The sequence below is a fragment of the Ancylomarina euxina genome (assembly GCF_003863355.1).
Classification (GTDB): domain Bacteria; phylum Bacteroidota; class Bacteroidia; order Bacteroidales; family Marinifilaceae; genus Ancylomarina; species Ancylomarina euxinus.
The window spans coordinates 217,830-233,269 of record NZ_QQWG01000004.1; the positions used below are offsets into that span (position 1 = coordinate 217,830).

Here is a 15,440-nt window from a genome sequence, read left to right on the forward strand (position 1 = left end):
CATATTAATTAAAATTGGATTTCTGTAGTCCTTACTTTTAACTACAACTTAATGGTTGAAGGAGTAACTTCTTCAGTCATATTTTCATTATTGACTTCTTGCCCCTCATGCTTAGCCTTACCCCGTCGAAGAATTAAAGCCTCTCTAATTTCATGAGCCTTAGTCTCTGTTATATCATATTTCCATACAATTAAAATTGCCATTACTGCCGTCAGAATAGGGATAATGATATCCGCAATTCTCAGGTTAATCAGTGTTTCAGTGGCCTGTTGATCAATTGATTGATCAAAACCAACAGCTTGCAAAACAATACCACTGGTCAATAAAGCCAAGGCAGTCCCAAGCTTCACCATCCACCAATACACAGCACCAAACATTCCCTCACGACGTTCTCCGTTGTTCAATTCATCCAAGTCACAAACATCAGCAGTCATCGACATCATAAGCGTAAACAAGCCTCCAATGCCAAAAGACAAGAATGGAATAGGCATAAACATCAACCATGGGTTGGCTGGATTGAATCCCCACCATTTCAGTCCGTAGCCAATCATTGATATTAGAGTTGCGATAACAAAAGCATTTTTCTTACCTACCTTTTCAGATATTTTTGTCACAATAGGAATAACCAGGAAAGCGGTAGCCATGGCACTTATAGTCCCAAACCAGGCAGGCCAGGATCCAGCAGCAACCTTATCTCCATTAAAAAGGTAGTAGACTATAATGAACATGGCGAACTGTGCAATAGTTTGAAATCCATTGAATATGAGAAATGTGGCGCCGCAAAGTTTTATGAAAGGTTTATTTTTGATTGTAAGCTTAATGCCTTTCACGAATTCTTTGGTGTTAGCTGCCAATTCATTCATAGATAAATTGGCTCTTTTGCTATTATCAGGCAATATCATTTCTTTATTAAAAAGAGCTGGTAATACACCCAGAATCATACAAATAGCGCCTACCCAAATTGATAAAACACGTGCTCCAGCGGGTGCTGATTCAAATATTGATGGATCGTAAATAATAACCCAAAACCAAGGCGCTATCATCCATGCTACCTGGCCCATCCATTGAGAAACAGCCATTAAACGAGTGCGCTCGTTATAATCGGGAGTCATCTCATATCCCAACCCGATTAATGGCGTTGCAAAAATGGTATAACCAATGTAAAAGAATATGGATACGATTAAGAAATAGAAGAAATTGTAGGTTTGTGAATTTTCAGGATTTAATTGCCACATCACCATAAAAGCGACACCTGTAATAGCACTACCAATAAAAATATAGGGCTTACGCCTTCCCCATTTCGATCTTGTATTATCAGAGATAAATCCCATTATAGGATCAGTTAAAGCATCAAGAAGTCTGGGTAATGCACCTAATAAACCTGCGAGAACAGGATTCATTCCAAGAGACATGACCAAAACGACCATAAAAACACCCAAAGCAGCAGGAAATAACTGATTGGCCAAATGCCCTGATCCAAATGCTAGTTTTTGCCCAAATGGGACAATATCTTCCTTTGCTGTTTTATAGTGTGTCATATATTTTGACTTATGAATTAGTAATTATGAGTTATGAATTAAGGACCTATTGATGTTGAATCTTAATGGGAGAACATCTTCTGCATAAGCTTTTTAGGTTTACGATCGACAGAGAACATTCCCCAATGCTTTTCGGCCCCTAAAGGATTTGCGGTTTCACCTTTCCAATCCTCATCGAAAGCTTCAAAAAAGAAAGTGGTGATATTCATTTCTTTTGTCCACTTCATCAGTTCTTCATAATACCTAGCCTGCTTGTCTTCACTTGCTCTTTCACCAAATTCTGAAGCCACAGTTGCCCAGCCAGCTTCTGTAATCACGATTTTACTATTGGGAAGCGCATTGCGAACTTTTTGCACATTTTCTATGGTATAAGCCATGGCTTCATCAATATCTTTACCTTCCCAAACCGGATAGACATGTATAGAGATAAAGTCTACAGCTTTAGCTAACTGGCTTCCTTTTGCAGCCCACCACTCATAATTATCAGCAACAGTTACAGGTTGCTTAATAGCCTTCTGAACTTTCTGAACATAGACAATAATAGAATCCGTATCCACTTTGTGATCGTTCCACTCAACCAAAGATTCATTACCTACATTCACGGCAACAACTATATCCGGATATTGATTTGCTAACTGTATTCCTTTCTGAATTTCTTCCTGATTTGCAATACTATTCTTATCAAGAACTTCCTGAGCAATGGGTTCTGTGAGCCAGCCGCAAGTCTCATGTGCACTCAATTCCGCTTTTAACCATATACCCAACATCACTTTAATATCAAGCTTATTTTCTTTGATTATTCTCAAAACTGCTTCCGAATTTTCACCAGAATCATAAAGTCTAATCAAATTGAAAAGTGAATCCCGAGAAATAATCTTCAAATCCTCAAGAACCTGCTCATCTGATGGGTTTATAGCTCCTTCACCTCTGTCTGGATGTTGCCCCGTTCGAAAGCCCGAATAACAAACTGCTCTTGAAACGCCATTCAACAAATCATCTTTACTTTGCTTAATCGCTTTCATCTCTGGTTCTGCTTCGTTTGTAATGGCTTGTTTGGACTTACTCGTTTGCTTACAGCAAATAAGACTAAATGAAAAAAAGATAAGTAGTGCCAAATTGGCTATTTTTCTATTGATTCGTTGATCTGAAATCATGAGTTGTATTTTAGGTGTTAGCTTCGTTTTAGTTCAAATGGTAAGGTTTTCTTCTTATTCCATTAAGAATCTCTAAACCATACTGAGTTCCATCTTTTGCATCACTTTCTTTGGTTTTCGGTCTACCGTAAACAATCCCCAGTGTTTTTCGGGTTCCAGGGGTTCATTGGACCCTTTCCAGGATTCATCAAAAGCTTCGAAATAAAAAGTAAGAATCTCTTCTTCATCTGTCCACTTCATCAAATCTTTATAATAAACCTCCTGTAGATCTTCACTTACATTATGAGGATCAATCCCTCTACCATTAGAATTAGTTGCCCATCCGGCCTCAGTAATCACAACAGGTTTATGAGGGTACCTGTCAGCAACGCTATAATAATTCTGCTTGGTGTATTCTAAAGCCTCATGAATGTTTTTATATTCCCAAACCGGATAGGTATGTATCGATATGAAATCAACTTCCTCGACCAGCTCGTGTAATTTTTCCTGCCATGGGACGTAGTTTTCACAAAATGTAACAGGCTGTTTGGTTCCCATTTTAATTAGCCTCACATACTTAATCACATCCTGAATCGGTACGTAATGATCTGTCCAATGCACCAAAGCCTCATTTCCAGCCGATAAGGAAAAAATAATATCAGGGTACTCATTTGCAAGTTGAATCAACTTCTTAATTTGATCCAGGTTTCTTGCCTTGTTTTCAGCCAACTCCTCTTCAGAATAAAATCCTCCCCATTGGCAGCCAAAGTTGTTCATCTCAGCTCCTATATAAGCGCCAAGCATCACCTTAAAATCCAGATTTTCATTTTGAATAACTTCCAAAACAATATCTGTATGCTTATCACAATCGTACAAACGCAAGTATTTCCAATGATCGTGTAGAATTAACAGATCCTCTTTTATTTGTCCGTAGCTTGGAAAAATACCTGATTCAGGACTTTGTCCTTCTCTGAAACCTGAATAACAAATCGCTCTTCCAGGTTCTATATCTATTCGTTCTTTAATCTTCATACTTTACTAATGTGTGTGCTTAGCTTGTGATTGTAATTCAACTGATGGTTTGAATTTTGGGTTCTCATCCTTATCCCAAATTCCCCAATAGGCTCCAACATCACCCTCATCATCGGTTTTCCAAGTCTCGTCGAAAGAAGAAAAATAGAAAATATCAATATCCTCTTTCTTAGACCATAATTGTGTATTGATAAAATATTTAAGGGCATTTTCATCAGAAGGTTCAGCTCCATAAAATTTTTCGCCAACATTAGGCCAGCCGGTCTCAGTAATGATGACTTTTTTTCCCTTACCTGCCTGTAATGCGCGATTATACATATCCTTCATATATAAATAGGAATGTTCCAGACTGCAACCTTCCCAGAATGGGTAGCAGTTAGCCAAAATAATATCGCAAGCTTCTGTGATTCTTGGGCGGTTGCCAAACTCATAATAGGCATCAACATAACCAACCTGAATTCCTGGTAATGCTTCCTTAACCTGATAGATATAATCCAACAATTCGTCTTCTGTTAAATCCTCACGATATAAGACTTCATTACCTACTGCAACAATATCTGCATGTCCAGCCTTAGCAACCTTAATAAGCCCCTCAATTTCCTGCTCATTAATACTTTTGTATTTGCCTAACCAGGCTCCAACCAAGGTTTTCATTCCATTTTGTTTGGCAATTTTAGGAATCAGTTCATTTCCTTCGGTACATGAAAATGATCTCACCCATTGGGTATGGGGCTTGATAATTTCAATTCGTCTTTTTATTTGTGCCTCACTTATTTGAGTGCCGGGCTCCTGTCCGTCCAAGTAGGGACTGAAGCACAATCCATGCATACCTGCATGCAATAATTGATTATAAAGAGCCAATAATTCATCCTTCGTTTTCCGGGAAAAATCGGTTCCGGCCAGGGACATTAAATATTCACTGCGTACAGACATAGGTTAGATCTTAATTAGGGTTAAAAGTGTCTGTATAAGCAAAGCCTAAAACGATGCTTATACAGATACCTTATTATATTAATTCTTTGTGATTGATAATTCAATCCTTTCAACTTCACCACCTCGATTAAATATCAAAGCACTTGTCTCCCCGTCAATTATATGATTTGGAATGACTTTCGTTTCTCCATTCTTAAAAGCAATTACGATTTGATTCTTATCACATGAAGTATAAATTACAGGTACTTTACAGAATGTAAATCCTAATTGTCCTGCATCAAGAGCAATCTGTTTCTTCTCGCCATTGGCATCGTAGTAAACAAAATTCTCAGTGTGATTCAATAATTCCTGATCGTTTAATAGAGATGTATCAAATACGATTTCTCCATTAATGACATGGATACCCAATTCTCCCATTCTTGAGATAAAATCCTCTTTCACCTGCCCTGTCATACCGGGTTGTTGAGCTCCAGCAGTAGAAGGGGTATGAGAATAAGCATCAGTTGGGAAAGCACCGTATAAATCCGGTGATTTATATAATCCAATACCAGCCTTAATCTCAAAATAATGGTCTTTAATTTTGCCTAAAGTAATCGGGCTGGCACCTTCTTGTATGGCATTAAAATAGCTTTCCTGTGCAGCTAACAACAACTTTGAAACCATATGCCAGTAAATACTACCCAATCCTTCAAATCCATAAAAAGTACCCGAACGCCCCGTAAAAGATTGGTGGTCAAATATCTCTTCAAAAATATCAAGCACCTTGTCTTTCTCTTCCTTAAGAAGCTGAACGTAAACATCTGACTTTAGATCGTTCATCGCATTATTCAAAACCTCAGCATTTCTAAAAGTCCCGTTAAAGTGATACCCGCCCATACTGTCAACAGTAATAATTGAAGAATCATTATTGGCAATCAGTTTACTTAAGAGTTTAGATTCTTTAACACGTTTCTCCGGGATGTTATTTTTTTCAGTGAAACGTGGTAATTGTCTGTTTGGATATAGGAAATAACTGTATTGATCACGTCTAAACAGTTCACTCCACTTCAAACAATTCAATACATCAAGACTTTCCTCAGCATTTAAATAACCTGAACTTAAAACAGCAACTTGCCCCTCAAGCATTTGATATAAATGGCGTACAGAAACACTTTGATCTGCAAAAGAAATTAGGTTGTATGCATGATAAAGTCCGTCTTCTCGCTTGTTCACTTTTATGGATTGATCCATATACATTAAAGCCAGATCAGTGAACTCAAGTAATTCGCTCACCTTCACCGTTTCTTTCAAACCTGAAAAAGACTGTTCATAAATCCCATTTCTGTATGTGCTTCCAGCTTCACCTAAAACATCAGCGAAACGACGTCTGTCTTCATCTGAAAATCCATTTTCTAAACGACCTGCATTTGCAACAAACAGACTATAAATAGAATCCATTAGCATTTTCACTTCCTCTGAAATATGAACTTCCTCTATTGAAATTTCACTAAACTTTTCTGACCAGAACTTTAGGAATCGTCTCAGGTAACACAAAGTAACCATAGACACACCATTACCAACCAAAGCATTATTGGCATCATTCCATTCCGGGCGTTGGGTATTTAACCAAATACCAGCTTCAGGAATAAAGTTGCTCAGCTTAGTTAGCAGTGTGACTAATATCTTTTCAGTTAGATTGACTTGGTACAAGCCATCTGTTCCATTTTGAAGTAGTCGGGCATCTGATCCAATCTCCTCAACCATTCCTCTAATCTGATCATTTAGATCAAAATCAAACTCAATGGTATCTTGCGGATTCTTTACGATATCCTTGTATGATTTGATTCTATAAGGAACATTAGCATAGACAAAATTCTCTTTGGTCAATAGATTATCCAATTTCCCAGGATGGTATTCATTGGATAACTCAAGAAATTTTTGAAGGTAAATGATCTGATGATCGCCCCAGTATCCTATATAAGCCCATGGGTCATTAGGATCCGGGCATTCCCAGTCGATACCTTCTCTTGTTATTCGGTATGGATTATAACCATCGGCAGTTGATGCATTGACAAATTTGCTGATCATGCCTTCCAAAAATTCAGGATATGAAAGCCCTAAAGCTTCCCAGTTTTGAAAAATATCACGCCAGTTTCCCTGATAGTTTAATTTTGGTGAGCCGTCCTCATTTTTTGTTTCGATAGCAAATTGGTTCCAAGGTCGACTAGGATCACCATGTCTTCGACTAAAGGTTAGAGGAAGGTATTCATAACAAATTCTGATCAAATCTGAATTACTGGTCTCTTCGGCCAATTGATTCAATTCCGCATAAGCAATTTCTGGAGGTAATTGATCAATCCACTCTTGAAATTTCTTAGCTATTGGTTTATTGGTTTGCTGAACAAACAATTTAAAATCAGCAGAGTCTACAAGGTAATTATCTACAAAAATACCACCTCGCATGACATTGAAAAGCGTATTGGAAAAATGACGAGCGTAAGCCAAGTCATCCTCTCCCATTTGCAAACCATCAGCATCAGCAACAATTTTGATCAAATTATTGGTTCCTAAAGCAATATCTTCCGCTATTAAATCAGCAATATTTTTTTCGGTTTTAATAAACTTATTCAGATTGGCTACTGCAACACTATCCTGATTAAGTTCCGTAATGATCATCCACTCTTTGGATTCATTTTGCCCCAACTCAAGCTCAGAATTTAAAAAATAAGCCCCTTTGGCAGCTCTTATATCGATCTCCGTTTCAACAGAATAACCTTCTTTAAAGCGGTTAATTTGCTTAGCTGACAACAGAATTTTACTCCCCTCCAATCCATAAGACCAAACCGTTGAGGTTTTTAGAGACTCACTTGGTTCTGCTCTGTCAACAGGAATTGAACTCAGCATGTATAATCCAAGACCACTTTCCTCAAGCAGTTCACTCTTTTTATAGGCATCTAATAAATTACTGTATTCATTCTGAAAATCGTAATCGACACCACTAGGCAGGATGTTTTCAATCCCATCGATAATCTCGAATTTTACCATTTTATCACTAAGATTGGACACCTTTGATGTTTTCACAAAGCCAAATTTCTCGGTATTACTCCAGCCATATTGGAAACTCATCCCTAAGTCGAAATTGACCTCTTCAAAAATGATTTTGTTGCCATAGATACTCTTATACAAATTTCTTTCAATCTTATATATATTTCTAAGGCCATTGGAAAAAGGTTTCCACAATAGAGTCTTCTCATCCTTTTCAACTAAAACAATGGTTTTACTCCCTGTTTTATCTCTGTAATCGTGAATCTTATCAACAGTATAATAAGGAAACAAGGCATTATTCCTGTCTTTTCTTCCTGCTGATAAAGAACCATTACTCGATATGAACATCCAGTGATCGGAATCACTGACAATACTCATAAAGAAGTCTGACATTTGATCAGAATTACTGATCTTGTAAAACTTTTCATCATGTAGCTCAACGAATTCCCCCTCAACTTCAGCCCCGCTGTAATTCAAATTCGTATCTCCCAAATAAATGTTATTCTTCTTCATTTTAATATTAATTGATTCTACTTCAATTACTTTCAATAGTAAAAACGTCTGCTTCTTATATTATAAACTCCCAATTGTATTATACCGATTGAAGAGTCTGTTTATTATTCTTTTACAAGTATTAATTCCAATTCTTCCAGAGATTTACCCTTAGTTTCTGGTAGCATAAAAAAGACAAATACGAGTCCTAAAGCTCCAAAGATTCCATAAATAAGGAAGGTTGTTGCATTACCAAAATTCATCTGTTCCCATGGAAAGACAAGTTGAACAAGGAAGCTTATTCCTGAATTTATCAAGCCAACAAAAGAGATGGCAAGTCCCCGAATACGGTTGGGAAATAACTCTGAGAACAAGACCCACATAACCGGTCCGATTGAAATGGCGAAAGAGGCAACAAAGCCTAGAATACCAATCAAAACTAACCAGGGGTTAATACTAATTGCTTTCGAGATAAAATCTGTTTGATGCTCTTTAAAAGCCTTTTCGCTTACACTATTTCTTAATGCTTTATTAAAGTCCAGGTCGCTATAGTAAACGACATTTTGCATGGACGAAAGATGCTCTATATCTACAAATGACTCGCATGCCTGAATTTTATCTTCGGTTAATTGATAAGTTGCTTTGCTAAATCCTGTAGAAAGGATAAACATAGAGATCGCGATGCCAGTTAAACCAAAAATCAAAAGAGGTTTTCTTCCGATACGGTCGACTAACCCAATGGCAAAAAGCGTAAACACCAGATTAATAAGTCCAACCAGTATGGCTTGCGAAAATGAAGCGTCGGTACCAATACCAGTTTGTTCAAAAATCATGGGTGCATAAAAGAACACGGAGTTAATACCTGTAATTTGCTGAGTAACAGCTATGACAATACCAATCAACAAAACAAGTTTCATGGAAGGTTTAAAGAGTTCTTTTAGTGAAGTTTTCTCCTTTTGTGAAGAGGCTTTAATACTCTGAGAAATCGACTTTAATTGAAGTTTTGCCTCTTCGGCTCCCAATGATTTCGCCATCACCTGTAAGGCCTCGTTATCCAATCCATTCATGGCTAACCACCTTGGACTGCGAGGAACGAAAAATAGAAATATGAAATATATGATAGCAGGTAGGGCTTCCAAACCAAGCATCCAACGCCAGTTGTAATTATTAAACTGTAACATTTCCGCCCAGCCTGTATTTGATTTTCCTAATTGTAAAATCATGTAATTGGTGAAAAATGCGACCGATATCCCCAGTACAATATTCAATTGATTTAGAGAAACCATGGTTCCTCTCATCTTAGATGGCGCAATTTCAGCAATGTAGATAGGAGCAATAATCAGCGACGCTCCAACACCAAACCCTCCGACCATTCTGGCCAGAACTAAAAACCAAAAGCTGGGAGCTATCGCTGATCCTATTGCTGAAATAAAATAAAGTGCTGCGGCGTATTTAAGCACCGTTCTTCGTCCTAATTTATCACTTAAAGGACCCGCCAAAAACATGGCCAAAGTCGCAGTTAGGGTTAGGCAACTAACAGCCCATCCCAATTGAATTTTCGTTAAATCAAATTGAGGTTCAATAAATTTTACAACACCCGATATAACAGACGCATCGAATCCCATTAGGAAGCCTCCCAATGCAACTATAAACGATACAAAAATTGTATATCTTAAATTCATATATTCTAACTTTATTTAAAATTCACTAGCCACAATCGGCTATGAATGAGATTATTTTTTCTGATAGATTCTGACATAGTCAACTTGCATACTTTGTGGGAAGGCATTCTCATCAATCCCCTGTACATTGCCCCAAGCGCCTCCTACAGCAAGATTCATGATCAGATAGAATGGCTTGATATACGGCCATTTTGATTTGCCCAAACCTTCGTTTTTATACTCAAAATAGAGTTTGTCATCCACATAAGCTTTCATCAGCTCTGGTGACCATTCCAATATGTAAGAATGAAATTTTTCAGACACCTCAGCTATTTGTATGGTATCTGTTTGTTGTGTATTAGTTTGCCATTGATAATCTTTAGAATGAGCCGAAGCATGAATGGTACCTAAATTATGTCCTACATGTTCCATAATGTCGATTTCACCAATATTGGGCCAATCCCCATCTTTATAGCTCCAGCCTTCGGGCATCATCCATATGGCAGACCAGGTCCCTCTTCCCTTTGGAAGTTTAGCATTCACTTCAATTTTACCCTGTAGCCAGCTTACTTTTGAATTTAAGCGTGCCGACGTATATTCTTTTCCTTCTTTTTGCTCTTTTAAAGCTGTAATGTTTAAAATACCATTTTCAACCCAGGCATTTTCTTTATTTGCTTTGGTATAATGTTGAGCTTCATGATTACCCCATCCGTCGGCATTACCTTCTGTATCGTAAACCCATTTGGTTGAATCGGGTAAACCCGTATAATCAAACTCGTCGCTCCAAACCAATTGGTAATAGTCAGTTTGGGAGCTGTTTATATTTTTTGTTTTAGATTCTGATTTTTTCCCCTTGCAACTTGCAAAGAGAAATATCATTCCTAATAGTATTATTGTATTTTTTAGTTGCATGATCTATTCTTTTAAGACTTATGCTTATACTTTGTCTAGTTAATTTGATTGATATACACGCACGTAATCAACCGCCATACTTTGTGGGAAGATGGTATTATCAACACCTTGTACGCCTCCCCAATTCCCACCAACAGCAACATTCAGTATAAAAAATTGAGAGAGATCAAATGGCCAGTTGCTAGCCGTTTTATTAAATGGCGCGTATGTATGAGTTACATTCTCAGGTGAGTCGATATAAAAAATCATCTCCTTAGCATCCCAAATAAGTCCGTAAACATGAAATGCTTCCTCAGCCGTTTCCAATGCTTTGCTGCTTCCATCGCCATTAGCTCCAGAACCAGAAGTAGTATGTACTGTTGCATGTACCACATCAGGTTGATACCCGACATACTCCATGATATCAATTTCGCCACAGGCTGGCCATCCTTCAGTACTTATATTTCCTCCCAACATCCATATGGCTGGCCACATTCCAGTTCCAGAGGGTAATTTGGCACGAACTTCCATTCGACCATATGTAAATTCTTTCTTCCCTTTAGAGATCATGCGAGTAGAGGTGTAAGAACCTGCCACCTTAAATTCATTCTCTTTTCGGACAGTGATAATAAGCTTACCATCAGCGATTTCAGCATTATCACCATTGGTGTAATTTTGTAGTTCATTGTTCCCCCAGCCACCAGATCCGGTTTCAAAAGTCCAATAGTCGGTGTTAATTTCAGTTCCATCAAATTCATCAGACCAAACCAAAGTCATATTGTCCAAATAATCAGGATCGTCTTGTGCTATTGTAATCTGTTTTGTCAAAAGTTCTTCAAAACCATCTTTATAAACATGTAAGTCCACATCATAAGTACCTGCTCTGGGCAAATAAATCTCTAACTCATAAATATTATCTCCCATATATTCCTTGCCATTGCAAGACCATGAAATATTATCATAATCACCTTGACTTGTATTAGTTAGAGTGACAAAATTAGGTTTAGACTCATCAATTGAATACGTAAAACCAGCAAGAAATACATCTTGATCAATACTGATTGTTTTGGTCGCAACCTTATTATTCGACAACTTATTATCAAGTCCCCAAAGCGTTAACTGAACCTTATAATCTCCCTTTTCAGAATAGAAAACGGTTTGATCATTTGTATTGGCACGTTCTTTTTCAGAAACTTCTCCATTACTGAAATCCCACTGCATAAATAAATACGATCCCTTACTTGTATTTGAAAACACAATTTTATTTGCATCATTAACATCCTCACTAAAAGTAAAATCAGGCATATAACTTTCCTCATCATCACTCTTTTGACATGACAATAGAACAGAGGCAAAAAATATGGAGAAAAGTATACTTAGAAATGTAAGAGAGCGTAAGGTTTTCATAGGTATTATCGATTAATTATTCATGACTAGCAGCTAACTAATTACTTAATTAGTATTAAAAAAAAAGCAATAAGATTGCACTGAAAGCCATTACCCTATGGTGATTACAGATAAATACTTCAGAAGGTAGTGTGAGCTTCACAATTACCACTTATTGCTTAAAAATTCATGAATGAATCTTAATAAATCAATTTGAATTTTGAAAAAAAGACATTGGTGAGAATATGCCAGAGCACGGTCTGTGCTCTGGCATAAACTAATTAAGGTAACAACTGGAAATCGTCGATATAGAAAAGACCAGAATTACAATGTCCTTCTGCTCCAAGTTGAATGACAATCTGGTCAAAATCAACACGATCAGAAACATCGCTGTAATCAAAAGTTAATTCTACCCATGTACCAAACTGAGCTTCAGTTAAAGTATGGCTACGAACCTGCTGTGTTTGCCAAGCATTACCTCCTAATGAACTATCTTGTAGTTTCACATCAATCTGAGGCTTAAGATTATGATCTGCAATCCAAGGTGTTCCTGGATCACAAACAGTAGTATAATCATTAAAAGCTGGAACAAAAACCTTCATTGTGAATTGGTTTCTTGTAGATAAATCAATGATATAATCAAGTACAGTCAAAACACTTGACCATTCGCCAGCACCTTTTTGGTACTTAATAATATTGTCGGACGAATTAACATCTGATGGCGCAAAATTATCAATGATATCAAAACCATCAATTGCTGCTGTATCCCATATAATATTACCATTGCCTTCAAAATCGTCAGCGATATCATTACTCTCAAGCTCTTTAACAACTGGTTCTGGTTCTGGTGTTAATTTATCAACAGGTGCAAATCTTGTAAACCAATAGAAATTGGCATTAGTATCCCAAAATGCAACTTCTAATAAATCTTCAGTTAGAGTTATGATTTCATACTCATGAGCACCTGCGTAGTAACCTAAGAAACCACCTCCTGTTACAGTCAACTTTTCACCTGCTATAGTACAAACAAAATCACCACCTGTATGCGGCATGATAAAGTCACCACCATCTGGTTCCTGATGTCCATCTGTAGAACCTAAGTCTGCAGCCCATCCACCATTGGCATAAACATCACCATTGGTTAGTTGAGTTAAGGTTAAACCTGATTCCGTAATTTTAAAGGTAAATCGGTCATCATATAATCCTTTATCTAAACGAGCACCTTTAGCATCAGCATGCCATTCGGTAGGATTAGCCAAGGTAGGTCCTAAGCCAAAAGCACCTTTTGAATACCCGTCAACAGCCCATACTTGTTCTCCAGCTCCTACGAGTTGATCGTAAGGATATCCTGAAAGAAAAGATGGATTATCAACAGTTGTTACAATTTCATCCTCAAGAATAATCACACCACCCTGAGAGATAACTGTAAGCTTAACGGTATAGGTTCCAGCAAAGGTATACTGCGCTGTAACCGAGCTTCCTTTTTGAGTCACACCATTACCAAAATCCCAAGTTGAACTTACACCAGGCGTGTTGTTGTATAGTGTATATTCATTGGTGATATCGGTAGCTGTGTAGCCCCAGTCAATTTGTTCTGCCGTTAGGTTTTCAGGTGTACTGTACTCATCGGGAGAACAAGACACAGCAACAACTAAGAGCAAAATAAAATATAATATTTTTTTCATAATTTTAATTTTAAATAATTACCAAATAAGTCCTGAAATTCATTAATCATGTAAGATGATTTGATTTCGACTTATTAATAACCATCGTTTTGCTCTAAGGCATAGTTCGACAGTGCAATTTCAGTTGAAGGAATTGGCCAGAATCCTCTGGCTGCTGAATTAACTGCAGAATCATAAATTCCACCTAAATTCGTTGCCTGAACGGCACTTTCCAAAACAGGCATACCTCTTCGAAGCAAGTCCCAATATCTGATTCCTTCTAAGGCAAATTCCAACTTTCTTTCTTGGAATATTTGCTCTAAAGTCACCGTACTAACTGATGAATATGAATCGCCAAAAGCACGAGCTCTAACTTTATTGTAATGAACTGCAGCATTAGCAGCAGATCCCAAATGAATTTCCATTTCGGCAGCCATCAATAAAACATCGGCAAATCGAATTGAAATATAATTCTGAGGGAAGTTCAATTGTTCTTGTCCAACATCAGGCACCTGACTTTTAAGACCTGCATACTTTTTATTCAAGTAACCTGTGTACTGGTCAGCCTCTTCGAAGTTACCATCGCCCAATTCAGCGACCATATCAAGAAGTGTAAAATCTCTACGAAGATCACCATCCTCATAAGAATCATATAGTTGTTGAGTAGCTGGTGAGAAACCCCAACCTGAATAATATTCAGAATCAGCACCGGTACCTCTTGGCCCAACAAAAACAACCATTTTATTACCAATATCAAATGGTGCATTATACCATTGCCAGCCTTCGCCTTGATTCGAGAATTGCACCTCAAAAACACCTTCTACTGAGTTTTCAACCCATGAATCTGTAAATTCAGAGTGTCCCCAAAGATTTCCAAAATCTGGTAAAAGATCTGCACCACTATTATCAATAACTTCATTTAAATAAGTCAAAACATCAGAACCGGTAACATCTCCTGGCATTATAGAACTTGCATCGCCATTACCATAAACACCATCATAGAAAAGGAACATTCTAGCTAATAAGGCTCTGGGAGCCCATTCTGTAACTCTTCCTTTTTGATCATTGTTGTAAGTAACACCCTCTAGGTATGAAATTGAGGTTTCCAAATCGCTTGCTATTTGAGCATACACATCTGCAACTGGTGCTGCAGCCTGCGAATATTCTGACGTAGCTAGTGTTTTCGTGATCAAGGGAACATTTTCGAAAATACGCACTAAGTTGGCATAGTAATAAGCTCTTAAGAAAAGAACTTCGCCCTTAAATTGAGTTTTCTGCTCTTCTGAGATTTCAGAAGCATCAACTTTTTCCAAAAAGACGTTTGCGCCATAAACACCAGCATAGTGGTCGTTCCACATAGCACTCCACATGCCCTCTGAAGGGGTTGTTATTCCTCTGTCAGCTTTCTTTCCTGAAACACCATCAGTAGCAGAACCTCCTCCTCCATAAGCATCGTCCGAAACAATATCCATGGTTAATTGCAAGCTCTCTCCCCAGTTTCTTTGAAGTGGCTCGTAAGCTGAAATTAAAGCTCTGAACATATCGTCTTCTGTACGATAGAAGCTTTCTTCGGTCTGCTCCGTCACTGGACTTTTCTCAAGATAGTCTTCACAGCCCATGAAAGTAACAGCAAAAAGAAGTATATATATTATCTTTTTCATTGTTTTAGTTTTATCTGTTAAAAAT

10 protein-coding genes are annotated in these 15,440 nt (G+C 37.6%); all 10 read right to left on the reverse strand.

Features of this window, described 5'->3' with window-relative positions:
• Nucleotides 1-41 precede the first annotated feature (41 nt).
• The 10 genes from DWB61_RS06175 to DWB61_RS06220 all read right to left on the reverse strand — a co-directional run bounded on the left by DWB61_RS06175 (nt 42) and on the right by DWB61_RS06220 (nt 15,415).
• Nucleotides 42-1,538, reverse strand: coding sequence for an MFS transporter (locus DWB61_RS06175; protein WP_125030026.1), 1,497 nt, complete (start codon nt 1,536-1,538; stop codon nt 42-44).
• A gap of 62 nt (nt 1,539-1,600) precedes the next feature.
• Complete coding sequence (locus DWB61_RS06180; RefSeq protein WP_125030027.1) at nt 1,601-2,692, reverse strand: glycoside hydrolase family 17 protein; 1,092 nt, start codon at nt 2,690-2,692, stop codon at nt 1,601-1,603.
• A gap of 72 nt (nt 2,693-2,764) precedes the next feature.
• Entirely contained in the window at nt 2,765-3,703 is a 939-nt protein-coding gene (locus DWB61_RS06185; RefSeq protein WP_156190162.1) for a glycoside hydrolase family 17 protein, read from the reverse strand.
• Nucleotides 3,704-3,709: 6 nt separating this feature from the next.
• A complete protein-coding gene (locus tag DWB61_RS06190) occupies nt 3,710-4,636 on the reverse strand; it encodes a glycoside hydrolase family 17 protein (RefSeq protein WP_125030028.1) in 927 nt (308 codons plus the stop codon).
• A gap of 78 nt (nt 4,637-4,714) precedes the next feature.
• Nucleotides 4,715-8,173: a hypothetical protein gene (locus tag DWB61_RS06195; protein WP_125030029.1), complete on the reverse strand. Its 3,459-nt coding sequence runs from the start codon at nt 8,171-8,173 to the stop codon at nt 4,715-4,717.
• Between the two features lie 104 nt (nt 8,174-8,277).
• Nucleotides 8,278-9,834 (reverse strand): sugar porter family MFS transporter, encoded by a 1,557-nt coding sequence (locus DWB61_RS06200; protein WP_125030030.1) that lies wholly within the window; start codon nt 9,832-9,834, stop codon nt 8,278-8,280.
• Between the two features lie 51 nt (nt 9,835-9,885).
• The gene (locus DWB61_RS06205; RefSeq protein ID WP_125030031.1) at nt 9,886-10,725 is read right to left on the reverse strand and encodes a glycoside hydrolase family 16 protein; all 840 of its coding nucleotides are present in this window, start codon (nt 10,723-10,725) and stop codon (nt 9,886-9,888) included.
• 39 nt (nt 10,726-10,764) lie between these two features.
• A complete protein-coding gene (locus tag DWB61_RS17750) occupies nt 10,765-12,111 on the reverse strand; it encodes a family 16 glycosylhydrolase (protein ID WP_197091134.1) in 1,347 nt (448 codons plus the stop codon).
• 260 nt (nt 12,112-12,371) lie between these two features.
• On the reverse strand, nt 12,372-13,775 hold the full coding sequence (locus tag DWB61_RS06215; protein ID WP_125030032.1) for a PKD domain-containing protein: 1,404 nt from the start codon (nt 13,773-13,775) through the stop codon (nt 12,372-12,374).
• Nucleotides 13,776-13,849: 74 nt separating this feature from the next.
• Nucleotides 13,850-15,415: a RagB/SusD family nutrient uptake outer membrane protein gene (locus tag DWB61_RS06220; protein WP_125030033.1), complete on the reverse strand. Its 1,566-nt coding sequence runs from the start codon at nt 15,413-15,415 to the stop codon at nt 13,850-13,852.
• Nucleotides 15,416-15,440: the final 25 nt, after the last annotated feature.

Excerpts from the sequence above, each read along its gene's own strand:
- DWB61_RS06175 (WP_125030026.1), bottom strand. The coding sequence starts at position 1,538 with ATGACACACTATAAAACAGCAAAGGAAGATATTGTCCCATTTGGGCAA.
- DWB61_RS06180 (WP_125030027.1), bottom strand. The coding sequence starts at position 2,692 with ATGATTTCAGATCAACGAATCAATAGAAAAATAGCCAATTTGGCACTA.
- DWB61_RS06185 (WP_156190162.1), bottom strand. The coding sequence starts at position 3,703 with ATGAAGATTAAAGAACGAATAGATATAGAACCTGGAAGAGCGATTTGT.
- DWB61_RS06190 (WP_125030028.1), bottom strand. The coding sequence starts at position 4,636 with ATGTCTGTACGCAGTGAATATTTAATGTCCCTGGCCGGAACCGATTTT.
- DWB61_RS06195 (WP_125030029.1), bottom strand. The coding sequence starts at position 8,173 with ATGAAGAAGAATAACATTTATTTGGGAGATACGAATTTGAATTACAGC.
- DWB61_RS06200 (WP_125030030.1), bottom strand. The coding sequence starts at position 9,834 with ATGAATTTAAGATATACAATTTTTGTATCGTTTATAGTTGCATTGGGA.
- DWB61_RS06205 (WP_125030031.1), bottom strand. The coding sequence starts at position 10,725 with ATGCAACTAAAAAATACAATAATACTATTAGGAATGATATTTCTCTTT.
- DWB61_RS17750 (WP_197091134.1), bottom strand. The coding sequence starts at position 12,111 with ATGAAAACCTTACGCTCTCTTACATTTCTAAGTATACTTTTCTCCATA.
- DWB61_RS06215 (WP_125030032.1), bottom strand. The coding sequence starts at position 13,775 with ATGAAAAAAATATTATATTTTATTTTGCTCTTAGTTGTTGCTGTGTCT.
- DWB61_RS06220 (WP_125030033.1), bottom strand. The coding sequence starts at position 15,415 with ATGAAAAAGATAATATATATACTTCTTTTTGCTGTTACTTTCATGGGC.